Annotated in this window: 21 protein-coding genes; 16 read left to right on the top strand and 5 right to left on the bottom strand. The window is 65.0% G+C overall.

The features are described 5' to 3' along the window. Positions 1-15: 15 nt before the first annotated feature. From C7440_RS12385 to C7440_RS12375, 3 genes are read right to left on the bottom strand one after another with little or no spacing between them, the layout of a single operon-like run. Positions 16-1,470, bottom strand: a complete 1,455-nt coding sequence (locus C7440_RS12385; RefSeq protein ID WP_116518767.1) for a 2-hydroxymuconic semialdehyde dehydrogenase — start codon at positions 1,468-1,470, stop codon at positions 16-18. Then, positions 1,467-2,195 carry a class II aldolase/adducin family protein gene (locus C7440_RS12380; RefSeq protein WP_116518766.1) on the bottom strand — a complete coding sequence of 243 codons (729 nt, stop codon included), beginning with the start codon at positions 2,193-2,195 and terminating at the stop codon, positions 1,467-1,469. Before C7440_RS12380 ends, C7440_RS12385 begins: the two co-directional genes overlap by 4 nt. Further along, positions 2,192-3,055, bottom strand: a complete 864-nt coding sequence (locus C7440_RS12375) for a VOC family protein (RefSeq protein WP_116518765.1) — start codon at positions 3,053-3,055, stop codon at positions 2,192-2,194. The genes C7440_RS12380 and C7440_RS12375 overlap by 4 nt, the downstream gene beginning before the upstream one ends. Positions 3,056-3,232: 177 nt before the next feature. On the opposite strand from C7440_RS12375, the gene C7440_RS12370 reads away from it, so the two are divergent. Beyond that, positions 3,233-3,964 (top strand): GntR family transcriptional regulator, encoded by a 732-nt coding sequence (locus tag C7440_RS12370; protein WP_243410901.1) that lies wholly within the window; start codon positions 3,233-3,235, stop codon positions 3,962-3,964. 103 nt (positions 3,965-4,067) lie between these two features. Here C7440_RS12370 and C7440_RS12365 read toward each other — a convergent pair whose 3' ends face one another. Further along, on the bottom strand, positions 4,068-5,564 hold the full coding sequence (locus tag C7440_RS12365) for an amidase (RefSeq protein ID WP_026067579.1): 1,497 nt from the start codon (positions 5,562-5,564) through the stop codon (positions 4,068-4,070). Between the two features lie 201 nt (positions 5,565-5,765). On the opposite strand from C7440_RS12365, the gene C7440_RS12360 reads away from it, so the two are divergent. Further along, positions 5,766-6,038, top strand: coding sequence for a hypothetical protein (locus C7440_RS12360; RefSeq protein ID WP_116518763.1), 273 nt, complete (start codon positions 5,766-5,768; stop codon positions 6,036-6,038). A gap of 209 nt (positions 6,039-6,247) precedes the next feature. Here the strand turns inward: C7440_RS12360 and C7440_RS12355 are convergent, their stop codons facing one another. Then, positions 6,248-6,520 (bottom strand): hypothetical protein, encoded by a 273-nt coding sequence (locus C7440_RS12355; RefSeq protein WP_051019197.1) that lies wholly within the window; start codon positions 6,518-6,520, stop codon positions 6,248-6,250. 508 nt (positions 6,521-7,028) lie between these two features. Between C7440_RS12355 and C7440_RS12350 the strand changes: the two genes are divergently transcribed. The 14 genes from C7440_RS12350 (at position 7,029) to C7440_RS12285 (ending at position 23,632) form a co-directional block, all read left to right on the top strand. Further along, entirely contained in the window at positions 7,029-7,586 is a 558-nt protein-coding gene (locus tag C7440_RS12350) for a transcriptional activator RfaH (RefSeq protein WP_165832576.1), read from the top strand. 146 nt (positions 7,587-7,732) lie between these two features. Then, the gene (locus C7440_RS12345) at positions 7,733-8,893 is read left to right on the top strand and encodes a polysaccharide biosynthesis/export family protein (RefSeq protein ID WP_116518761.1); all 1,161 of its coding nucleotides are present in this window, start codon (positions 7,733-7,735) and stop codon (positions 8,891-8,893) included. Positions 8,894-8,895: 2 nt separating this feature from the next. After that, positions 8,896-9,339: a low molecular weight protein-tyrosine-phosphatase gene (locus C7440_RS12340; RefSeq protein ID WP_116518760.1), complete on the top strand. Its 444-nt coding sequence runs from the start codon at positions 8,896-8,898 to the stop codon at positions 9,337-9,339. A gap of 25 nt (positions 9,340-9,364) precedes the next feature. Then, positions 9,365-11,596 carry a polysaccharide biosynthesis tyrosine autokinase gene (locus C7440_RS12335; RefSeq protein ID WP_017522670.1) on the top strand — a complete coding sequence of 744 codons (2,232 nt, stop codon included), beginning with the start codon at positions 9,365-9,367 and terminating at the stop codon, positions 11,594-11,596. 27 nt (positions 11,597-11,623) lie between these two features. Next, positions 11,624-13,096: a lipopolysaccharide biosynthesis protein gene (locus tag C7440_RS12330; protein WP_017522669.1), complete on the top strand. Its 1,473-nt coding sequence runs from the start codon at positions 11,624-11,626 to the stop codon at positions 13,094-13,096. Positions 13,097-13,133: 37 nt separating this feature from the next. After that, the gene (locus tag C7440_RS12325; RefSeq protein WP_116518759.1) at positions 13,134-14,333 is read left to right on the top strand and encodes a polysaccharide pyruvyl transferase family protein; all 1,200 of its coding nucleotides are present in this window, start codon (positions 13,134-13,136) and stop codon (positions 14,331-14,333) included. Continuing rightward, on the top strand, positions 14,317-15,492 hold the full coding sequence (locus C7440_RS12320; protein ID WP_116518758.1) for a glycosyltransferase: 1,176 nt from the start codon (positions 14,317-14,319) through the stop codon (positions 15,490-15,492). Before C7440_RS12325 ends, C7440_RS12320 begins: the two co-directional genes overlap by 17 nt. 19 nt (positions 15,493-15,511) lie before the next feature. Then, positions 15,512-17,473: an asparagine synthase (glutamine-hydrolyzing) gene (asnB, locus tag C7440_RS12315; protein ID WP_116518757.1), complete on the top strand. Its 1,962-nt coding sequence runs from the start codon at positions 15,512-15,514 to the stop codon at positions 17,471-17,473. Next, positions 17,470-18,621 (top strand): glycosyltransferase family 4 protein, encoded by a 1,152-nt coding sequence (locus tag C7440_RS12310; protein WP_116518756.1) that lies wholly within the window; start codon positions 17,470-17,472, stop codon positions 18,619-18,621. The genes asnB and C7440_RS12310 overlap by 4 nt, the downstream gene beginning before the upstream one ends. A 15-nt stretch (positions 18,622-18,636) precedes the next feature. After that, positions 18,637-20,016 carry a phenylacetate--CoA ligase family protein gene (locus C7440_RS12305; protein ID WP_116518755.1) on the top strand — a complete coding sequence of 460 codons (1,380 nt, stop codon included), beginning with the start codon at positions 18,637-18,639 and terminating at the stop codon, positions 20,014-20,016. Positions 20,017-20,020: 4 nt separating this feature from the next. Further along, positions 20,021-21,226 (top strand): hypothetical protein, encoded by a 1,206-nt coding sequence (locus tag C7440_RS12300; protein WP_180064390.1) that lies wholly within the window; start codon positions 20,021-20,023, stop codon positions 21,224-21,226. After that, positions 21,223-22,359, top strand: a complete 1,137-nt coding sequence (locus C7440_RS12295) for a glycosyltransferase family 4 protein (protein ID WP_116518754.1) — start codon at positions 21,223-21,225, stop codon at positions 22,357-22,359. The genes C7440_RS12300 and C7440_RS12295 overlap by 4 nt, the downstream gene beginning before the upstream one ends. Next, positions 22,356-22,949 (top strand): sugar transferase, encoded by a 594-nt coding sequence (locus C7440_RS12290; RefSeq protein ID WP_116518753.1) that lies wholly within the window; start codon positions 22,356-22,358, stop codon positions 22,947-22,949. Before C7440_RS12295 ends, C7440_RS12290 begins: the two co-directional genes overlap by 4 nt. Then, positions 22,946-23,632: an acetyltransferase gene (locus C7440_RS12285; protein WP_116518752.1), complete on the top strand. Its 687-nt coding sequence runs from the start codon at positions 22,946-22,948 to the stop codon at positions 23,630-23,632. The genes C7440_RS12290 and C7440_RS12285 overlap by 4 nt, the downstream gene beginning before the upstream one ends. Positions 23,633-23,641 lie beyond the last annotated feature (9 nt).

The following is a 23,641-nucleotide window of genomic DNA, read 5'->3' as shown; positions in this document are numbered from 1 at the left end:
GCCTTCCCGGACTGTTTACAGTTTTATGCACACATTGCGCAGTTCAGTATAGAACTCCATGGAGTGCACGCCCCCTTCGCGCCCGATACCCGACTGCTTGGCGCCGCCGAACGAAGTGCGCAGATCGCGCAGGAACCAGGAATTGATCCAGCACAGGCCCACGTTCAGGGCCGCGCCCAGCCGATGCGCCGTACCCAGGTCTTGCGTCCACACCGTAGCGGCCAGGCCGTAGGAGGTGGCGTTGGCCATGGCGATGACTTCTTCTTCGGTGTCGAAGGGCGTGATATGGCAGCAAGGGCCGAAGATTTCTTCGCGTATTACCGGCGAGGTCTCGGGCAGGCCCGTCCAGATGGTGGGTTGGACCCAGGCGCCCTGATCCATGGGCGCGGGCATATCGGGCACGCCGCCGCCGGTGACGATGGTGGCGCCTTCGGCGCGCGCCTTCTCGTAGTAGCCCAGCACCTTCTTGCGATGGACCAGCGAAACGAGAGGCCCGAAGTTCATGCCTTTTTCGTACGGATCGGCCAGCTTGAAGGACTCGGCCTTTTCTTTCAGGGCCTGGACGAAGCGCTCGAAGATGGGCCGCTGCACATAAACCCGTTCAGTGCCCAGGCACACCTGGCCGGAGTTTTCGAAAGCCGAGCGAGTGATGCCCGCAACCGCCTTGTCGAAGTCGGCGTCGGCGAACACAATGCCCGGGTTCTTGCCACCCAGCTCGAACGACACGGGGCGCACGCCCTTGGCGGCGGCCTTCATGATGACCTCGCCCGTGCCGGTCTCGCCCGTGAAGGTGATGCCGTCGACGTCGGGATGCTCGGTAAGGAACTGGCCGGCCGAGTCGGGACCAAAGCCGTGCACGACGTTGTAGACGCCGGCGGGGATGCCCACTTCGTTCATGACCTCGCCCAGCAGCGTGGCCGTGGCGGGGGTTTCTTCGGATGGCTTCACCACCACGGTGTTGCCGCAGGCCAGGGCGGGGCCCACCTTCCAGGTCATCAGCAGCAAGGGCAGGTTCCAGGGGCAGACGACACCGATGACGCCGCGCGGCGTGCGCACGCCGTAGTTCAGCGCCCTTCCGCCGTCGGGCGTGTCCATGGGAAAGGTTTCGGTGGGAATGTTGCGGATGAGGTCGGCGAAAACCTTGAAGTTGGCCGCGCCGCGCGGAATGTCGACATGGCTGGCCAGCACGTGCGGCTTGCCGGTGTCCTTGATCTCGGCATCGAGGAAATCGTCGAAACGCCGCTCGATGCCATCGACCAGCGCATGCAGCAGGTCGACGCGCTGCTGCGTTTTCAGCTGGGCCCAGGGCCCCGTAAGCGCGGCGCGCGCGGCGCGCACGGCCTCGTCCACCTGGCTGGCGCTGGCTTCATGCACCAGGCCGATAAGGCTGTTGTCGACCGGGTTGCGGTTCTCGAAGGTCTTGTCCGAGCCGACCCACTGGCCATTGATGAAATTCTTGAAATCGTTCATTGTGCTTTCTCGTTCATAAAGGCGCCGGTCGACTGGATATCGCCGGCAATCAGGTATTCCCACATGCGTTCGAAGATGCGCCCGGCGCTGGTGGCGCGCTGCTGGGCGGCCTGGTGCGACAGGATGCCGTCGTTGGAGGCCAGCCCGGCGCTGCGCAGCTGCAGCTCGATGCGAGCCGCGTCTTCCAGATACCAGGTAAGCGCCACGGTCTTTTCGAGCGACTCAGCGGCAACCACCGCGCCGTTGCCCCGCATGACCACCGCGGCCCCCGCACCCATGGCCTCGGCCACGCCGCAGGCCTGCTGTTCGCTTCGGATCAGCTGGACGTCGTCCCACAAGGGCACGCCAGGCGAAAAATAAGCGCCCATTCCGTGCCTTGGGGCCGGTGTGATGCCCGCCGCCGACAAGGTCATGACGTCGCGGGGCATGCTGCGCACGACCGCCCCCACCTCGGGACGGCGCTGGTATATTTGTTGATGAATGCGCACTTCGCCCAGCACGCCCTCGGGCAGTTCGCCTTCGACGCCGACCACCGTGCCTTCGTCATCATCTCGGATCAGGCCCATGGGCTTGGCCGCGCAAACCAGAAAATGCCCTTCGTCGAGCCGCATGCTGCAATGGCCATAGGCATGAACCAGATTGGCGCGGGCAAGCGCGCGGGCGGCCAGGCGGACGAGCTGCTGCTGCGCGGCGCGGGCGACCGGCTTGGAAGCGGACTGCGTCATGTCTTGAACTCCGGGATGTCGGGCTTGGCGCCCCACATGCAAAAAGACGAGGGTATCGCCGGGAAGGCCCGCGGACGATAGGTTTTTTCGTCTTCTTCGGTAATAAGGCGCACACCCGTGGAGTATTCGTAGATCATGCCGTCGGGGCCTTCGAAATACAGGAAGATCGCCCCCGAAGTAGGATGGCGCCCCGGACCGAACTTGATGGGTATGTTGCGCTCGAGCATGATGTAGTAGGCCCGCATGACATCGTCGACGCTTTCGACCTGGTGATTGATGTGCTGCACGCCCGGATAGGTGGAAGGGAACAGCGCGATCTTGTGGTGCACTTCATCGATGCGCAGCAACGGGGCCTCGCCGATGCGGTCGCTGACCTTGGCGCCCAGCAGGCTCGTCCAGAAGGCTTCGTCGCGCCGGCCATCGAGGGTGCGCAGCCCGATGTGGCTGAAGCCTGTAATGCCCGCATCGCGCGAAGGGAAGTAGCGGCGCCCGCTGTGATGCGGCGCATGGACGAGATCGATGCTGTTGCCGGACGGGTCCTTGAAATTGATGAATTCGCGCACGTAGCGCTGCTCGGCCTGCTCGGCCGTGCCGCGGACGACCTTGTACCCCTTGGCCTCGAGCACGGCCGCCGCATTGTCGAGCTCTTCGGCGGTGTCCACCTCGAACGCCGCGGTATGGTCTTGCGGATCGCCCTCGAAATAACACAGGGTGTGGTCACGGCTGTCGGAGCGCAGGTAGACCGCCTTGCCGTCGCGGCGCGCCACCCCCAAGCCCAGCAGATCGGTCGCGTACTTCACTGCGGTGTCCAGATCGGGCGTACCCAACCTGACATAACGGATGTCATGCAGATGAATCACTGTTGTCTCCTTGTGCCGCCGTGGACGGCCCATCGTTTCCTGTTGCTTAGGATAATTCTTCAAAATATCGGCGTCAACTCATTTTATCGAGATTTAAATAAAATATAAATAAACAGCGCGATTCATGTAGAATAGCCTGAACATACGGCCAATCCGGCCTTCTGCCCTTATATCGCTATGGATCGTCCTGTTGAATCCGCGTTGCCCCTGGTGGCCGACCCCGAGCCGGTTTCTGGCGGCACATCCAAGACTTTGGTCGGCACGGCCTATCGCAGCCTGCGCCGCGACATCATCGAAGGCAGGCTCGCGCCGGGCGCAAGGCTCAGGGTCGAGCACCTCAAGGATTCATACGGGGTGGGCGCCGGCACGCTGCGCGAGGCGCTGGCCTTGCTGGTATCCGACGCTCTGGTGGTGGCGCAAGACCAGCGCGGTTTCCACGTAAAGCCCATGTCGATGGCCGACTTCCGCGACATCACCCAAACCCGCATCCTGCTCGAGTGCGAGGCCTTGCGGCAATCGATGCGCCATGGCGACGACGTCTGGGAAAGCCAGCTGGTTGCCGCCTTCCACCGGCTCGATCGCGCCGAAAAACGGCTCGACGGCACGCCCGCCGACCACTTCGACGAATGGGAAGAACGCAACCGTGAATTCCATCAGGCGCTGATCAGCGCCTGTACATCGCCCTGGATCCGACACTTTCTGGGCATTCTGTATCAGCAGGCCGAGCGCTATCGGCGCCTGGCCATCATGCGCAAGCCCATTCCGCGCGACGTGCACAGCGAGCACCAGGCCATACTCGACGCCGCCCTGGCGCATGATTCCGAAACCGCCTGCCGGGTGCTTTCGGAACACATAGGCATGACCTACGAAGCCATGAAGCACCTGCCGGCCGAACTCTTTACCGGCTGACGCCGCCGGCAAGCGCCGGCCCGCCATGCCGCATGGCACGCAAAATCAACCCCTGCAAGAACAGCGCGAAGCGGCCGGCTACACCAGCCGGCCGCAAGACAGCCTATTGCTGCTGATGCGCGGCATCGGCAACCTGGAATACCGTGGCGTCTTCGAAATGGCGTCCTATCACCATCAGCCCCACCGGCTTGCCGTCGGACAGGCCGCAGCATACCGAGATGGCGGGATGCCCGGTCAGGTCGAACGGGCAGGTATTGTTGAGCGGCCCCCAACTGGCTTCAAGCACTTCTTTGGGCGACGCGTATTCGGACACCAGCTCGGTTGCCGTCATGGGAGTGGTGGGCATGACCAGCACATCGTATTGTTCAAGCCAGGCGTCGTACTCGGCGCGCAGGCGCCGCACGAGATTGCGCGCCTTGGCGTACAGGCGGCCGCCGTGCTGATGCAGCACCGCGCCGGTAAGCAAAGAGCCCTTGATGGTGGGCGCCAGCTCGTTGGCGTGCTGCGTCCAGGCCGCCATGGCCCTCATGAATGAAAGCGAATAAGCGGAATTGGCGCCATAGGTAATGCCGTGCCCGTGCACCATGTTGTAGTACGAGCCTTCGATACCGATGGGCAGCCACAGCGCCGAGCCTATGTTGTGCCACGGGATGGATATGAGGTCGACTGTTGCGCCCTGCTTCTGCAGGCGCTTGACCGCGGCACGCACCGATTTGTCGACGCCGTCTTCGGACTCGGGGCGCCCGAACCCTTCCTGTACGACGCCTATGCGCATTCCCTTTACGCCCTTGCCCAGGGCCTTGGTATAGGGCTGGGTGCGCACGCCCTTCTGGCGGCCGTCGATGCCGTCGTCGCCCGCAATGACCTCGAGCAGCAGCGCGCACTCTTGCACGGTATCGGCCATGGGGCCGACGTGGTCGAAGGAGTATTCGATGCCCAGAACGCCCGTATAAGGCACCAGCCCGTAAGTGGGCTTGTGCCCGACAATGCCGCAGAACGAGGCGGGCATGCGTATGGAGCCCGCCTGGTCGGCGCCGATGGCCATGTCGACTTCGCGCGCGGCCACGAGCGCCGCGCTGCCGTTGCTGGACCCGCCCGTGGTGTGGCCGGGCGCGCGGGGGTTGTCCACCGGCCCCGTGGAGGCCGTGGCGCTGTTGGTGGCAAAGCACAGGTATTCGCACACCGACTTGCCCGCGATTTCGGCACCGGCATCGAGCATGCGGGTCACGATGGTGGCATCGGTGTCGGGCACATAGCCCTCGAGCACCGAGGCGCCATTGGTCAGGGGCACGCCCGCCACCAGCACGTTGTCCTTGACGGCGATGCGCTTGCCGCGCAGCTTGCCCCGCGGAGCACCCTTGATGCTGGTCTTGTAATACCAGGCGTTGTGCGGATTATCCGCGCCTTCGGGCTGATAGCCCGGCGTGCGTGGGTACTTCACTTCAGGGGCCAGGTCGGGCAGCTTTTCTATCATGCGAAAAGCCGGTGTCAGGGCACTGAGATACTCGTGATAGCTGTCGGCTTCCGCCTGGGTCAGCTCCATGCCAAGCTCGTCGCCTATGAATCTCAAGCCATTCTGATCGGGAAATGAATATGCCATGCCTGCCTCCTGGGGGTATTGAAAGCTGAAAGCGCCGCCGCAAAGGCGGGCCGTGAAAACGACTTCATCGATTAAAGCCGTTTACCCTTTCTGATTCAATACACGAACCTTCACACGAGGGTTTTCCTGCATGCCGATCATGGGCATCCGGCGACAGGCCGGGATAATATGGGGCATCGCTTGCCTGTGCCAGGAGAAGACATGGATATGACACCCGTCTACACCCCGCGCTCTGAATCCGAAGCGGTGGTCATTACATCAATGATGCAGGCGTACGGCATCGACTTCGTGATGCAAGGAGGCGCATTCAGCTCCATGTATCCCGGGCCGGTCTCGAACAGCCTCAACGCCCAGGTATTGCTGGTACGGGCGGATCAGGTGGAAACGGCAAGGCAGTTGCTTGCCACGTTCATGGAAGATGCCGGCCAGACGGCGGCAGACCCCGGCCCCGAGGCCGCGCCCGATACTGCCTAGTGTCCCGTTTGATTAGTTCGAATACTTATATTCGGATGCATGAGCGCGCCAGACAAGGCGCAAACCACAGCGATAGCCGTAGCTATCGCGAGGATTTGCAACGCAGTATGGCGTGTTCAGGCGCCGAAGATAAGTATTCGAACTACTCAAACGGGACCCCAGGGCCTGCTGCTGAAGAACAGCCTGTTTGGCGCCCCGGCTCTTGGCCCTTAGCTGGCGGCCAGCATGACGACCAGCGTACCGGCCACGAGGCTGATACAGGCGGCGATGTCGACGCCCTGCTTGAGATAGTCGTAAAAGGCCTTGACGCCTGCCGCGGCGGCAGCGGCGGCCAGCGCAATGCCTGCCCCTTCGGGCAGCAGAAATGCACCCAGGATGATGCCGGCCAGGAAATGTAGCGACAAACGTATGAGGTTCTCGCGCATGGCGTATTTGAGCTCGGGATGGACGGAACCGGGGTAGGTCTTTTGAGATGTAAGCATGGCGTTGAACCCGCAAAAAGAAAGGGCGGCGCTGCCGGCTACCAAAGCATAGCTTGCGCAACAATACGCAACCACTACAAGCCGGCCCGCAACCCCCGGCTCTTGACAACCTTGTGACGCGTTCTTTTCGGCGCGTGACATATCGTTTCTTTTCAACAGAATACCATACACCCCCTGTCACATGGAATGCCCGCGCACATCGATGGAGACTGGCTGGACAAGGCGTCGCAAGATCGCCACAGGGCCGGGCGCGGAGCGGAGCCGCGCGTGGTTCGGCACGCCATCCCAGCCAGCCGGGCACGGGTAACAACCTCGGTCCGCCCACCTCGTCTTTTTGTCATAAGGGCGGGAAATAACTGCATAAGAGTCCTTGCCTTCTGCAGCGGGCCCGTCCCGCCTTTCCGTTGTAAACACATGCTGTTTGTTACAGGCGCACTGATCCCCGATGATAAATTGGCTGCTGCCCCGTGGCTTCCTGCCGGGGCGGCAACACGCAAGGAGAACAGGAGTGCCGATTGAAAGTCCAGACCTCGGGCCCAGGCAACGGTTGCGCGACGATCCGCGACCCTGGGTTGTGGCGTACACCAAGCCCCGCCAGGAAGGCGTGGCTCAGGACAACGCGGAGCGACAAGGCTTTCAGACCTATCTGCCCATGTACCGAACCGTGAAGCGCGCGGCCTGCTCGGCCGAGCAGCCGGCCGAACACCATGAACCCATGTTCCCCCGTTATCTTTTCGTCAGGCCCGCGCGAGCAGACCAGTCGATCGCCCCGCTGCGCTCGACGCGCGGCATACATTCACTGGTGGCGTTTGGAGACGAGCTGGCCACCATGCCGGACGAAAGCCTGGACGCCATTCGACGCTATGAGGCGTGGCGCAGCCAGGCCGAACCCCACGCCATCGGCGACATCCAGCCAGGCAGGCGTGTACGCCTGAAAGATACGGGCCTCGAGGGCCTCGAAGGCCTGGTCCAGGCCGTTTCGGCCAAACGCATCGTCGTGCTGCTGGCCCTGCTGGGCAGGCAGCACTCCGTAAAGGTCGAGCCGCAGCAGTTGGAGCTCGCCTGAACCCCGCGCCGCGACGCGGCGCCCACAAACAGATCCGCCGCCGGGCAGCGGCATGTCCCTGATGTTCGACGCCAATGCGTCGCAAACATTGCGGTAGCTATTGTCCGCCGGATTGCGCACTTTCTTTTCCAACACAAAGATCATTGATGACGACTTCGACTCCCGAACACGTCCCGCCAACCGGCTGGCGCACTGTCCTTGCCGTGCTGGCCGCCTCCGCCCTGCTCTCGGCCTGCGCCATGGCGCCCGGCATGCGCATGGACGCGGGGCAGGACTCGGCCGTGGCGGATGCCGCACCCGAGGGCGCCCTGATTCCCATTACCGCGGACCTGATAGCGCAGCAGCGCCAGGCTTCATCGCAAGGCGTCGGCAAAGAGGTCAAGAAGCTGTTCGGCACCCGCAAGGCCTATCGCATCGGCCGTAACGACATCGTCAACATCGTGGTCTGGGGCCATCCAGAGCTGGGCCTGACTCCGGCCACGTCGAACCGCAGCATGGGCTCGACGACCCAGGCCGACGTCGGCAACGGCTACAACGTGAATCCGGACGGAACGATACAGTTTCCCTTCATCGGCCCGATCAAGATCGTGGGACTGACAGAGAACGAAGCCCGCGAGCTGCTGACGCGGCGGCTGGCGAAATTCGTGCACGACCCGCAGGTGACCGTGCGCGTCCAGGCCTACCGCAACGGCCGCATCTACGTGGATGGCGAAGTGCGGGTGCCGGGGCTGCAGACACTGGACGACGTGCCCATGACGCTGCCCGAGGCCATCAACCGGGCGGGGGGCTTCGGCCCCGAGGCCGACCGCTCGTCGATCGAACTGACCCGCGCGGAACACACCATACACATAGACCTGCCCAAGCTCACTCGCCAGGGCGTCAACCCCAACCGCATCCTGCTTGCCAACGGCGACCTGCTGCGCGTGCTCAATCAGGATGAAACCAAGGTGTTCGTCATGGGAGAAGTCTGGACGCCCCGCTCCATGCCACTGCATGACGGCCGCCTGTCGCTGACCGAGGCCCTGGGGGAATCGGGCGGCCCCGATCCCTGGACCTCGAACCCGGGACAGATCTACGTCGTGCGCAAGATGCCGCATGAACTGGGTGGCGAGAACGCACTGCCCGAGATCTATCACCTGGATGCCAGTTCGCCCGCGGCATTCGTGCTGGCCAACGACTTCCAGCTTCAGCCCCGGGACGTGGTCTACGTGGATCCGGCCGCCGTCGTCCGCTGGAACCGCTTCATCAGCAACCTGCTGCCCAGCTACAACTCGCTGTTCATCAATACCCGCAACACCACCCGCTGACCATGAACACCATATTGCTCGTCTGCATAGGCAACATTTGCCGCAGCCCGGTGGCCGAGGCCCTGCTGAGGCGCCACTTTCCGGAAAAATCCGTGCACTCGGCCGGCATCGCCGCCCTGGTCGGCCGGCCCGCGCACGCCACCGCACAGGAAATCGCGCAGCGTGACGGAGTCGACCTTTCGGCCCATCGCGCGCGGCAGATCACGGACGCCATGTGTACCGAGGCCGACCTGATCCTGGTCATGGAAAGCGGCCAGCAGCGTGAACTGGCCTCGCGCTACCCCCTGGCACGGGGAAAAATCCGCTGCCTGGGTGAAACCCCCGGCGACGATCCCTTCGAGGTAGCCGACCCCTACCAGCGGCCTCGCGAAGCATTCGAACAAGCCCATGCCGCAATCCAGCGCGGCGTCGAGAACTGGGCCCGGCGCCTGCGCCAGATCGGTTAGGGCCTGTTAACACACAAAGACCAAGATGAATCCAACCTCCAAAGACATGCCGCCCAGCCTCGCAGACCAGCAAGATGGTGAAGAAATGGACCTGCTGGGCCTGCTCGACGTCCTCATCGAGGCACGCTGGCTGATCGCGGGCATTACCGCGGCCGTGCTTTTCTTCGGCGTCCTGTACGCTTTCCTGAGCAAGCCCGTCTACCAGGCGGACAGTCTGATCCAGGTGGAACAAAGCGACCCCACCACGTCCAATGCGCTGAGCGAAATGGCGGCCCTGTTCAATGTGCAGTCGCCCGCCTCGGCCGAGATCGAGATATTGCGCTCGCGGCTGGTCATCGGCCAGGCCGTCGACGATCTGCGGCTGCACCTTAGCGCCCGACCCGACTATCTGCCGTTGATCGGCAGTTGGCTGGCATCGCGGTCAGATTCGCTTTCCAACCCCGGCTTTCCCGGCTTGAAGGGGTATGTATGGGGTGCGGAATCCATTGAACTCGACCGGCTGGACATGCCGGCCGAACTCGAAGGCACGAGCCTTCACGTCATAGCCACCCAGGAAGGCTACATGGTGCAGGGGCCCGAGGGAGACACTTTGGCCGAAGGCAAGATCGGCGAGCTCGTTCCCTTCGAACTGCGGGGAGCCCCCGCCGCCATCCGCCTCACGGCACTGCACGCCAAGCCCGGCGCGCGATTCATCGTAAGCCGCCAATCGCGCATCTCCATGATCAAGGGCCTGCAAGGCGCGCTGGAGATCTCCGAGAAAGGCAAGCAGTCGGGCGTGCTTTCCGCCGTTCTGGCGGGGCCCGACCCGCAGCGCATCACCCGCATCCTGAATGCGATCGGCCAGGCCTACGTAGAACAGAACATACAGCGCAAGGCCGCCGAGGCCGAGAAGTCGCTGGCCTTCCTGGACGACTTTCTGCCCGAGCTCAAGGCCAAGATGGACAAGGCCGCTGACCGGTACACCGCATTCCGCGACGAACACGGCACCTTCGACCTGGGCACCGAAGGGTCGCTCTCGCTGCACACTTCGGTGGAACTCGAGTCCCAGCTTTTCGCCCTGCAGCAGAAGCGGCGCGAACTGTCGTCGCTCTATACGGCCGAGCATCCCACGCTGCAGGTGGTGGACAGGCAGATCGCCGCGGTCAAGAAGGAGATCGAGGAGCTCTCGCGCAAGATCAGCGCACTGCCCGACCTGGAGCAGCGCCTGCTGACCCTGATGCAGGACGTGAAGGTCAACGGCGAGTTGTATGTCAATCTGCTGAACAGCGCCCAGCAGCTGCGGCTGATCAAGGAGGGCAAGATCGGCAACGTGCGGGTGGTGGACAAGGCGGTCGAGCCCGGCCGGCCCATCAAGCCCAACAAACCGCTGGTGCTGTCGGTGGCCCTGCTGCTGGGCCTGATCCTGGGCGTGGGCGCAGCCTTCCTACGCAATATGATGCGCCCGGGCATCAAGGACCCCGCCGACATCGAATCCACGCTGGGCCTGAACGTATTCGCCACCGTTCCGCACACCGGCCGCCAAACCGACCTGCACCAGCAGATCATGGGCCGCAAACCGGGCAATCACGTACTGGCCAGCACCGCTCCCTCGGACCCGGCCGTCGAAAGCCTGCGCAGCCTGCGTACCGCGCTGCAGTTCGCCATGCTGGACGCGTCGAACAATATCGTGCTGTTCAGCGGCCCCACGCCCGGCATAGGCAAGTCGTTCACCAGCGTGAATTTCGCGGCCGTGCTGGGCGCCGCCGGCAAGCGGGTCCTGCTGGTGGACGCCGACCTGCGCAAGGGCTATGTTCACCAGTACTTCGGGCAGGAACGCGCCCGCGGTCTGAGCGAACTCATCAGCGGCACCATCTCGGCCGAACAGGCCATACGCCGCGAGGTCCTACCCAATGTGGACCTGATCGCCACCGGCGTGCTGCCCCCGAACCCCGCCGAACTGCTGCTGTCGCCCGCCACGCCCAAGACGCTCGAAGACCTGGCGAGCCGCTACGACATCGTGTTGCTGGACACCACGCCGATACTGGCGGTGTCCGACGCCACGGCCCTTGCTTCACACGCCGGTTCGGTCTTCCTTCTGGCACGCGCCGAAGTCAGCACCCTGGGCGAGCTGGAAGAGTCCGCCAAGCGGCTGCGCCAGTCGGGCGCTCGGATCAACGGCGTGATATTCAACGATCTGTCCGCTACCAGTCGCCGCTACGGAGGCAAGTACGGCAGCTACAAGTACACGCAGTATGAATATGGCTCGACGAATGACTGAGCCTGCCGACACGCAAAGGGTCGCCGCATGAGCCCGCTGGGCAGCCGGGTCGGCCAGGGCATCGCATGGAACCTGGCCAATATGGTGGTAAGCCGGGGCGCCTCGGTAGTGTTCACGCTGTTCCTGGCCCGCTTCCTTACGCCCGACGCCTTCGGGCTGATGGCCATGATAGCCATTTGCTACGCCCTGGCGGACGCGCTGATGACCTCGGGATTTGGCCAGGCCATCATCCGGCAAAAAGAGCTGGAAGACATCGATCTTTCGACGGCCTTCCTGACCAACCTCGCCTTCAGCCTGGCGATCTACCTGGCGCTCTATGCCTGCGCCCCCTGGGTGGCCCGCTTCTATGAACAGCCCGAGCTGGTGCCGCTGATTCGGGTCATGGGCCTGGTGCTTTTCGTCAATGCCTTCAAGGTGGTGCAACTGGCATTGCTGAACCGGGCCATGGACTTCAGATCGCTGATGCGCATCAATTCCACCGCCACCCTGGTCGCGGGAACGCTGGCGGTGCTGATGGCCTATGCGGGCCTGGGGGTCTGGAGCCTGGTGGCCCAGTTCATGATCTCGGCCTTGGTCTCGACCTTGTTGCTGTGGCTGGCCGGAAGCTGGCGGGCCAGCCTGCGCTTCAGCACGCAATCGTTCCGGCGCATGTTCGGATTCGGCTCGAAGCTGACGCTGGAAAGCACCCTGAACGTGCTGTACGAGAACTCGTACGTGCTTGTCATAGGCCGCGTCTTCAGCGCCGAGGCGACGGGCCTGTATTACTTTGCCAAGCGCATACGCGACCTTATCGTTGACCAGCTGAACAGCGCCGTGCAGCAGGCCACCTATCCGGCCATGGCCCAGCTGCAGGACGAGCTGGAAGGCCTGCGCCGCATGTACCGCATTATTCTGCAGTTGCTGTTCTATATCACCGCACCCGCCCTGCTGTTGATCACGGTGCTGGCCGCGCCCCTGTTCCAGATCGCGTTCGATGCGCGCTGGGCGCCGGCCGTGCCCTATCTGCAGCTGCTTTGCCTGGCAGGCCTGCTGCTGCCCATCCACACCGTCAACTTCAATATGCTGAAGGTCAAGGGCAGGACGGACCTGGCGCTTTATACAGGGGTGACCAAGAAGGCCATCCACCTGCTGCTGCTGGCGGCATCCATTCCGTTCGGCCTTACCGGCATCGTGGCCGGCCAGATCGTGGCGTCCGTGTTGTCCAGCATCTACTACATGCATTGCAGCGCCAAGCTCATCGGCTACACCTGGCGGGCCCAGTTTCGCGACATTCTGGAACCCGTCGCCGCGGCGGCCTTGGCCGCGGCCGCCACGGCCTGGCTGATGGCAGCAGCCTCGCTCTCCGCCCCATGGCACGCCCTGGCCGGCGCCGCCTGCTACGCCCTGCTCTACCTGCTGCTCAGCCATGTCACCCATGTGGCCGGCTATCTCTTCCTGCGGGACAAGCTGCGCGCCTGGCGCAAGGGCTCGGCCCAGAAAATGGCGGAGAGCCGGCCGTGAACCGCCCGCATCCTATCGGACCGAACGAGACGACTCAATGAAACAGACCCTGTTCATCGGTGAATACTCATCACGCAACGTGGGCGACGGCATCATCAGGATGGCGATCGAGAAGCTGTGCTCGCAGCACGGCCTTCCTGCCGCCTTCCGCGATTTCTATGGCGGCACGCCCGATACCGGGCCCGGGCGCCCGCAGCCGGCGGGCGCCGACGCCGTGCAGGCCGGGCCCAAGCCGCGTTCGCTGCTGCGCAAAGTCCAGGCTGCCCTGCTGCGGATCGAGCTTGTCAACTACGCCATCGCCCTGCTGTTCTATTTCACGCGCTACCGCTCCATCGCGGCGGGATACCAGGTGCAGCGCTACCAGCAGGTGGTGATAGGCGGCGGCAATCTATTGATGGACAACTTCCTGAACTTTCCGCTGCTCATCCTGCGCATCGTGCAGCAATGCGAACGGCATCGCGTGCCGGTAAAGCTTTTCTCGGTGGGCGCGGGCAGGCGCTACAGCGGCCTGGGGCGGCTGATCATGGCGCGCATCCTTCAATCGGACACCGTCGAATGCATCGTATGCCGCGACGGCAACACCTACTCGCTGATCAAGGAGATCGGCGAGGAAGATTCCGACCACAAGATCATCTGCAGCTTCGACAGCGGCCTGTACCTGGAGCGCGGCGATGCGCCGGCCGGGCGGAGCGACATCGTCGGCCTGGGCGTCATCGCCCCTTCTGTGTTGAAGATGGTCACCCCCGAGCATCCCATGGCCGACCCTGCTTATGCCATGCGCTGGTGGGACGCCCTGGTGGGCGAACTGGCACAGAAGATCGGCGCCGACCATATCGAGATCTTCTCCAACGGCTCCGAGGCCGACAACGACTTCGCCCGCGCCTTGTGGCTTGAACTGTCGCCCAGGTATCCGGGCCTTTTGGTCTGCACTTCCATTCGCTCGCCGGCCGACCTGATCCAGCGCGTGGGCGGCTACAAGGCCCTGGCCGCTTATCGCATGCACGCCGCCGTGACCGCCATGGCGCTGGACGTGCCGGTGGTCGGCTTCGAATGGGACCCCAAGGTTCTGCAGATGTTCACCTACTGCGGCAAGCGCAACGCCTGCGTCGCGCTCGATGAGTTTCCGAAGCGCCCCGCGCGCGAGCTCATCGCCTCGATGCTGGACGAAACCCCGGCGCGGCTGGAGCCGATACGCCGGGTGCTGGACAGGGATTTTCGCCATGCAACCCATGTCTGATTCGGCCGCCATGGCCATGCCCCTGGATGGCACGGCGAGCGCCGCGCCCGCCGGCCGCATCGCCCTTTTCATACCTTCGTTGAACGGCGGCGGCGCCGAGCGCGTCATGGTGTCGCTGGCAAACGGCCTGGCTTCCCGCAACCTGGACGTGGACCTGGTGCTGGCACGCGAGGCCGGCGTGTATCTGAACGACGTTTCGCGCCAGGTGCGCATCGTGGGGCTCGATGCGAGCCGCGCGCTGGGGGCAATGTGGCCTCTTGCGCGCTACCTGCGCAGCGAACGGCCGGCCACCCTGGTTTCGGCCATGAACTATGTCAATGTCATTGCCCATTGGGCCAGGCGGCTGTCGGGCGCGCCCACCCGCGTGGTGTTCACCGAGCATGCCAATCTGAGCCAGCTGCTGGCCGCATCGCAGCCCCTTCTGGCCTGGAGCCTGCCCAAGCTGATGCGCCCGGCCTACGCCAGGGCGCACAGCATCATCGCGGTATCGGATGGCGTCGCCGACGATCTGGCGCATACGCTGCGCATCGATCGACCATTGATCCATACGCGCCACAACCCTATCGAAACCGCCGCCCTCGCGGCCAAGGCCAGGGAGCCTCTGGACCATCCCTGGTTCGCACCGGAAGAACCCCCCGTGATAATCGCCGCCGGCCGCCTGAGCCCGGAAAAAGATTTTCGCACCTTGATCCGCGCATTCTCGCTCCTGCGCCGTCGACGCCCCGCACGGCTGGCCATTCTGGGCGAAGGCGGCCAGCGCGCCGAGCTGCAGGCGCAGATCGACGCCCTGGAGCATGGGCGGGACGTCTTGCTGGCGGGCTTCCAGACCAACCCCTACGCCTGGATGGGCCGCGCCGCCGTATTCGTGCTGAGCTCGCGCTGGGAAGGCTTTGGCAACGTGCTGGTCGAAGCGATGGCCTGCGGCACGCCGGTGGTCAGCACCGCCTGCCCCAGCGGCCCCGAAGAAATCCTGGAGGGCGGCCGCTGGGGCCGATTGGCGGCCGTCGGCGATGCCGACGGGCTGGCCGAGGCCATGGACCGGACGTTGCGGGACGAGCAACGCCCCGACGTGCGGCGGCGCGCCCAGGATTTCAGCGTCGACCGCGTGGTCGACGCCTATCTGCCCCTCTTGCTTCCCTGCGCCACAGCGCAGCAATGAAACCTATTCAAGGAACACCATGTGCGGCCTGACCGGCTTTCACTCCTTCGCAACGAATGACTCGCCAAGCGACATCGCCACCCGCATGGCGGACACCCTGGTGCACAGGGGCCCCGACGACGCCGGCGTGTGGGTGGACGAGCGCTGCGGCCTGGCCCTGGCCCATCGCAGGCTGTCGGTACTGGAACTGTCGCGGGCCGGCCACCAGCCCATGGCCTCGCATGACCAGCGCTACGTCATTGCCTTCAACGGCGAAATCTATAACCATCTGGAACTGCGCGAGCGCTTGCGGGCGGAAGGCCGGGCGCCGGACTGGCGCGGCCACTCCGACACGGAAACCCTGCTGGCCTGCGCTACCGCCTGGGGCGTGGAGAAAATGCTGCGGGCGACAGCCGGCATGTTCGCCTTCGCCTTGTGGGACCGCCAGAAACAGGAGCTCGTGCTGGCGCGCGACCGGCTGGGCGAAAAGCCCTTGTACTGGACCTGGCAAAACGGCACCCTGATCTTCGGCTCGGAACTCAAGGCGCTGAGCAAGCATCCGGCCTTCGGCGCCGACGTCGATCGCTCGGCCCTGGCGTCCTTCATGCGGCATGGCTATATCGCCTCGCCGCACAGCATTTATCAGGGTGTCAGCAAGCTGCCCCCGGGCCACTGGCTGACCCTGCCGCTGGGCCAGCCCGACAAGGCGCGCGCGGCCCGTCCCCTGCCTTTCTGGACGATAGCCGGCGCCGTTTCGGCCGGGCTGGACGCGCCGCTGCAAGGCAGTCCCGAAGAGGCGGTCGATGCACTGGAGCGGCAGCTTTCCCAAAGCGTGCGCGGCCAGATGCTGTCCGATGTGCCGCTGGGCGCGTTTCTGAGCGGAGGCATAGACAGCAGCGCCATCGTGGCGCTGATGCAGGCGCACAGCAGCCGCCCGGTGCGCACATTCACCATAGGCTTCGACGACCAGCGCTATGACGAGGCGCCGCATGCCGCCGCCATTGCCCGGCACCTAGGCACCGAGCACACCGAACTCTACGTGCGTCCGGAAGACGCGCTGGCCGTGATCCCGACGCTGGCGGGCATTTATGACGAACCCTTCGCGGACAGCTCGCAGATACCTACGCTGCTGGTCAGCAAGCTGACGCGCCAGCACGTCACGGTGGCGCTCAGCGGCGACGGTGGCGACGAGCTGTTCGGAGGCTACAACACCTTTCGTTTCGCGCCCGGGCTGTGGCGCCGCATCCAGCGGATACCCGCGCCGCTGCGCGGGATCACCACTTCTTTGCTGAGCCGCGTGGCGCCGTCGGGCTGGGACGCCATGCTGGGCCGCCTGCGCAGTTCGGGCCTGAGCCGGCCCGGCCGGCGCCTGGACGGCGACAAGCTGCACAAGCTCTCGAGCCTGCTTTCCTCACCCGACCAGCGCGAGTTCTATCGCCGCCTCAGCAGCCACTGGGTGCGGCCCGAACAGCTGGTGCGCGGCTCGAGCGAAGCACCCACGCTGCTGACAGACGCTTCGGCCCTGGCGGAGACGGACAGCTTCGAGCACTACATGATGGCGGCCAGCGCCGGCATGTACATGCCCGACGACATTCTGGTCAAGGTCGACCGCGCCGCCATGGCACACAGCCTGGAAGTGCGTGTGCCGATGCTGGACCACCGCGTGGTGGAACTGGCCTGGCGCATGCCGCTGGGATGGAAGATACGCGACGGCGAAGGCAAATGGCCCCTGCGCCAGCTGCTCTACCGGCACGTGCCCAAGGCGCTGATGGAACGCCCCAAGAAAGGCTTTTCCATACCACTGGCCGACTGGCTGCGCGGTCCCCTGCGCGATTGGGCCGAAGCCCTCATCGAACCGGGGCGCATGGCCCGCGAAGGCTATCTGCGGGCAGAGCTCGTCGGCCACGCCTGGCGGAAGCACCAGAATGGCGAGCAGGACCATTCCTCGCGCCTATGGTGCGTACTGGCCTTCCAGTCGTGGCTTCAGGAGCAGCGGACATGACGGCGACGCCCATACACATCACGCATGTGATCGTCGGCCTGGACGTGGGTGGAGCCGAGCGCTTCCTGCATCGCCTGATCGAGGCCCATCGCGGCAATCCGGCGTACCAGCACCGCGTCATCTCGCTGACGGGCAAGGGTGTGCTGGGCCCCCGCCTCGAGGCGGGCGGCATCGAGGTAAGCGCCCTGGGCATGCGCTCGCTGCGCGATGCGCCGCGCACCTATGCCCGGCTGGAACGGCAGCTTCGCGCACATCGCCCGGACGTGCTGCAGTGCTGGATGTATTACGCCGACCTGCTTGGCGGCCTGGCGGGACGGCGGCTGGGCATCAGGCACGTTCTCTGGGGCATACGCAACTCGCACTTCGAGGCCGGCGGCACCCCGCTGAAGCGGGCGGTGCGCCGCATCTGCGCCCTCGCCTCGCGCCATCTGCCCTGGCGCATCGTATGCGTGGCGGACTCGGCCCTGGAGGTCCATGCGCGCGCCGGCTACGACCGCGCACGCATGGAGGTCATCCACAACGGCTACGACCCCGGGGCCTTCACCTACTCGGAAGCCGCGCGCAACGCGCTGCGCGGCGAGCTGGGCATCGCTCCGGAACACCTTGTCGTGGGGTCGCTGGGCCGGTACAGCGCCGCCAAGGACCAGCATGGATTCATCCAGGCCGCCCAGGCGGCAATGCGGCAGCGGCCCGAACTGCGCTTCCTGATGGTGGGACGCGAACTGACCACCGGCAACGAGGCTCTTGTCCGGCAGATTGCTGCAACCGGGCAGCCTGAACGCTTTTTCCTGCTGGGCGAACGCAGCGACGTCGCAGGCTGCCTCAGCGCCATGGACGTGTTCTGCCTGCACTCGCGCACCGAAGGTTTTCCCAATGTGCTGGGCGAAGCCATGTGCGTGGGACTGCCCTGCCTTGCCACCGACGTGGGCGATGCGGCCCTTCTGCTGAACGACGCGGGCCGCGTCATTCCCGCGGGCGACGGCCGCGCGCTTGCACAAGGCATGGTCGCCATGGCCGAGCTGGACGAGTCCGAACGCCGGGCCATGGGCCGGCGGGCCCGGCAGCGCATAACCGGCCATTTCACGCTCGGCCACTCGGTCGACCGCTTCGAATCGCTTTACCGGACCGCCGTGTCCCGGCCCTCTTGATCCAGAAGGTGAACGATGGCATTGAAAGAACTGATACTGAAATACGCGCCGGTTGCCGTGCAGGATGCCGGCATCAGCCTGTACAACACCCATCTCTACCGGCAACGCCATCGAGGCCAATACAAGGCCTGGCAACGCTATTACCAGAAGTTCGAACAGGCGGACGCCGAAGAGATCTCGCGCGAGGCCGCGCGGCGGCAGGCGCTGTTCCTGCGCTGGGCGACGGAGAAATCGCCGTGGTACGCGGCCCATCGCAACAAGGCGCTGCACGAGTTTCCCATTCTGGAGAAAGAGCAGCTGCTGGCCAATATGGACCGCATACGCACGCTGGACGAAAGCCAGGGCATCGTCAGCCTGACCGGAGGCACCACGGGCGCCTCGATGAAGGTCATCTACCATCCGGAGGACATGCAGGAGCGATTCGCCCTCAAGGATCACTTCCGCGCACGCTATGGATACCGGCTGGGGCGCAAGGTGGCCTGGTTCAGCGGCAAGAGCCTGGTGCGGCCGGCCGACCTGGAGTCGGGACGCGTCTGGCGCGACGACCACATCAACAAGATCCGCTTCTTCTCCACCTTCCATATCGGCCCCCGGCATTTCGACGCCTACTGGCGGGCGCTGCAGGACTTCCAGCCGGACTACATCGTGGGCTTTCCCTCCAGCGTGCTGGACCTGTGCGCACTGGCGCAGGAGCGCGGACTGAACTACCAGGGCCGGGTGGATACCTTCTTTCCCACCGCCGAGACGGTGCTGCCCATGCATCGGGAGCAGATACCCGCGATGCTGGGCTGCCGGGTGGTCGACCAATACGCGGCCTCGGAAGGCGCCCCCTTCATATTGCAATGCCCCGAAGGCTCGCTGCACATTCATCCCCTGACAGGCATCTTTGAAGTCGTCGACGAGAACATGCGCCCCGCCCGCGAGGGAGAGATTCTGGTCACCCCCTTCACCACGCGCGGCACGCCGCTGATCCGCTACCGCATCGGCGACCGCATCAGCCTGGCGCCCGACGACTACCGCTGCCCTTGCGGCTCGTGCTTTCCCGTGGTGCGGCACATAGACGGACGCAGCGCCGACTTCGTGTGGTCGCCCGAGAACGGCAAGGTCAACCTGGGCAACATCAGCAACTGCACCAAGGACGCCGAGGGCATCATCTGCTTCCAGATCGTGCAGGAGGAGCCCGACGCGGTGGATGTATCCGTTGTCGCCAATGAACGCTTCACGCCTGAACAGCGCGGACGCTTCCTGCACGCCATGACACAGCGGCTTGGCCAGGGAGTGCGCATCCGGCTCGACCAGGTCGAATCGATTCCGCGCGAGCCCAGCGGAAAATTCCGCATCGTCAAGAACCGGCTCGCGCAGGACGCGATGCGCCCGCTCCCGCAGGAAGGCTGACGGCATGGAGCTGATCGGATCCCCCCTGCAGCTTGCCAGCGCCGTCCTGGTCAACCTGATCGGCCTGCTGCTGACTCTCCGGGCAGGCCGGATGCTGGCCGTGCGGCCAGCCCGCGCCATGATGCTGTATGCCTGGCATTCCCTGTTCTGCCTGGCCTACGCGATCTACGCAACGGAAAATGGCGCCGATGCGCTGGTGTACTACATGAAGGCGCAGCAGGGCGAATTCATGGCGCCTTTCGGCACGGGCGCGGTGGTCAATATCGCCACCCTGTTCGTCACCGGCCTGAACCTGTCCTTCCTGGGTGCATGCCTGCTGTTCAATATATTCGGCGCCATCGGCCTGGTCGCCTTCGACGCCAGCCTGCAGGCCGCCACGGCGGACAAATCCAGGATGCTGCGCAGGTTCGCCACCCTCATCGTGCTGCTTCCGTCCATCAGCTTCTGGTCCTCGGCGCTAGGCAAGGACTCGCTGGCCTTCATGGCGGCCGCCCTGGCGCTTTTCGCCTCCCTGGACATGGGGCGGCGCGTGGTGCTGCTGGCATTGGCGATCTTCGTCATGGCGCTCGTCAGGCCGCATATCGCCGGCATCATGGTGATCGCCCTGGCCGGCTCCCTGGTGCTGCAACGCCGCCTGCCGCTGGGACAGAGGCTCTTCCTGGGCACGGCGGCGCTGGCGGCCACCGCCGCCATGGTTCCCTTCGCCTTGACCTATGCGGGCCTGGGCGACGCAAGCGGGGCCGACGACATCATGAATTACGTCGAGCACAGGCAGTCCCTCAACACCGAGGGCGGCAGCAGCGTCGACATCGCCTCGATGAGCCTCCCCCTGCAGCTGTTCAGCTACCTGTTCCGGCCCCTGCCCTTCGAGGCGGGCAGCATCTTCGCCCTGGCGGCCTCGATGGACAACGTCGTGCTGATCTTCCTGGCCATCGCCGCCTGCGGCCAGATGTTCAGGCGGCGCAAGCTTGCGGGCAATCGCGCCTTCATGTGGTTCTACTGCTTGCTGACCTGGCTGATCCTGGCCATTACCACCGCCAACCTGGGCATTGCCGTGCGCCAGAAATGGATGTTCGCGCCAATACTGATCTACCTGTTCATCTCGCTGATGGGCCGCTCACGCGCTCGCCAGCCCTCGACACGCATGAAGATGCAATCCCGCAACGCGCTGGCGGCCACGCAACCCTACTCCGGAGTGATCGAGCCATGAAGTTCCTGCTGGTCGCCGGCTTTCCCGATTCCATCCTGCAGTTCAGGGGAGCCCTGCTCGAAGCCCTCCAGGCCAGCGGCCTGGAAGTGCACGTGGCCGCCCCCGGCCTGGCGCCCGGTTCGCCCATGCGGCAGGCGCTGGACCAACGCGGCATGAGGGCGCACGACATACCGCTGCGGCGCACCGGCATGAACCCGCTGGCCGACCTGCGCAGCATGGCCAGCCTCTGGCGCCTGATGCGCCGGATACGCCCCGACTACACCCTGGCCTACACCATCAAGCCCGTCATCTACGGCAGCCTGGCCGCCTGGCTGGCGGGCGTGCCGCGACGCTACGCGCTCATCACCGGCCTGGGCTACGCATTCCAGGGCAGCGAAGGCTCCGGCCGCAACTTCCTGCGCTCGATTGCCCAGGGCCTGTACCGGGCGGGCCTCGGCAAGGTCCATGCGACCTTCTTCCAGAACCCCGACGACGAGGCCCTGTTCCGGACCCTGAACATTCTTTCAGGCGCCCAGGTTTCGCATGTGGTGAACGGCTCGGGCGTGGACCTGGACAGATACCGGACAACTCCCTTGCCGCCGGAGCCCCGCTTCCTGCTGATCGCCCGGCTTCTGGGCGACAAGGGCGTGCGCGAATATGCGGCCGCCGCCGCAAGCCTGCGCAAGTCGCATCCCGGCTGCACATTCGGCCTGGCGGGCTGGATAGACGAGAGCCCCGACGCCATCGCCCAGGCGGAACTCGATGAATGGATCGCTTCCGGCGACATTCACTTCCTGGGCCGGCTGCAGGACGTGCGGCCCGCCATCGCGGCGTGCAGCATCTATGTGCTGCCCTCTTATCGCGAGGGCACGCCCCGCACGGTGCTCGAGGCCATGGCCATGGGGCGCGCGATCGTCACCACCGACGCACCGGGCTGCCGGCAGACTGTCGAAGAGGGCGGCAACGGCCGCCTGGTGCCGCCGCGCTCGGCCGATGCCCTGGCGGAAGCGATGAAGAGCCTGCTGCAGGCGCCTGAGCGGGTCGCGGCCATGGGTGCGCGTTCACGCGCCATCGCACAAGAGAAATACGACGTGCACAAGATCAATCAGGCCATGCTTCGCGGAATGGGCATCGACACGGAGCAGGCACGATGAAAAGAGCGTTCGACATCGTTGCCTCGGCCCTGGCCCTGTTGCTGCTGTCGCCGGTCCTGGCCTGCGTCGCACTACTGGTGGCACTGAAGATGGGGCGGCCGATCTTTTTTCGGCAGCAGCGCCCGGGCCTGGATGAAAAGCCCTTCACCATGCTCAAGTTCCGCACCATGCTGGATGCACACGACGCCAAAGGCCAGCCGCTTTCCGACGCCCAGCGCCTGACGCCCTTCGGCCAGTGGCTGCGCAGCACCAGCCTGGACGAGCTGCCCGAACTCTGGAACGTGCTGAAAGGCGACCTCAGCCTGGTCGGCCCGCGGCCGCTGCTGATGGAGTACCTGCCCCGCTACAACTCCACCCAGCGCCGACGGCATGAAGTGCGGCCCGGCCTGACCGGCTGGGCCCAGATACACGGCCGCAATGCGGTGGACTGGAGCGAACGGTTCGAGCTGGACGTGTGGTATGTGGACCACCGCAGCTTCCGGCTCGACATGAAGATACTGGCCATGACCATAGGCCTCGTCTTCAGCCGCCGGGGGGTCAGCGCCCAGGGCGAGGCAACGATGCGCAAGTTCATGGGAGACAAGCGATGAACAGCCTGGCCATCGTAGGCGCGGGCGGCCACGGCCGCGTGATCGCAGACGCCGCGCAAAGCGGCTGCTGGTCGAGCGTGGAGTTCTACGACGAGGCATGGCCCGCTTCGGGCGCGCACAACGGAGCCTGGGCGATACGCGGCGACATGGCGCTTTTACTGGAACGACTGGACGAATACGACGGCGTCATCATCGGCATCGGCGACAACCATGTTCGCGCCCGCCTGCAGCGACGCCTGCTCGAAGCCGGCGCCCCCCTGGCCTGCGTCGTGCATCCCACCGCCGTCGTCAGCCGCTATGCCGACCTGGGCGCGGGATGCGCCGTCTTCGCACGAGCCATCGTCAATGCGGGCGCGCAGATAGGGGCGGGCGTAATACTGAACTCCGGATGCACGGTGGAGCACGACTGCGTGCTGGAGGACTTCGTCCACGTCGGCCCCAACGCCGGCCTGGGCGGCGGCGTGCATGTCGGCCGGCTCAGCTGGATAGGCCTGGGCGCCAACGTCAACCACCTGATCCACATAGGCAGCGACAGCACCATAGGCAGCGGCGCCACCGTCGTACGAGACGTGGCGGACGCCATGGTCGCAGTCGGCACCCCGGCGCGCTCCCGCCCGCGCCATTGCCCTCCCGCCGCCGGCGAGCTCGACCCCGCCTCTGCACATCCTTCCCGACACCCTTGAACACAAGCG

Origin of the sequence: Pusillimonas noertemannii (assembly GCF_003096595.1) — a bacterium.
Taxonomy (GTDB): domain Bacteria; phylum Pseudomonadota; class Gammaproteobacteria; order Burkholderiales; family Burkholderiaceae_B; genus Pusillimonas; species Pusillimonas noertemannii.
The sequence above is the reverse complement of the archived record's forward strand: the minus strand, read 5'-3'. Positions and strand labels throughout refer to the sequence as shown.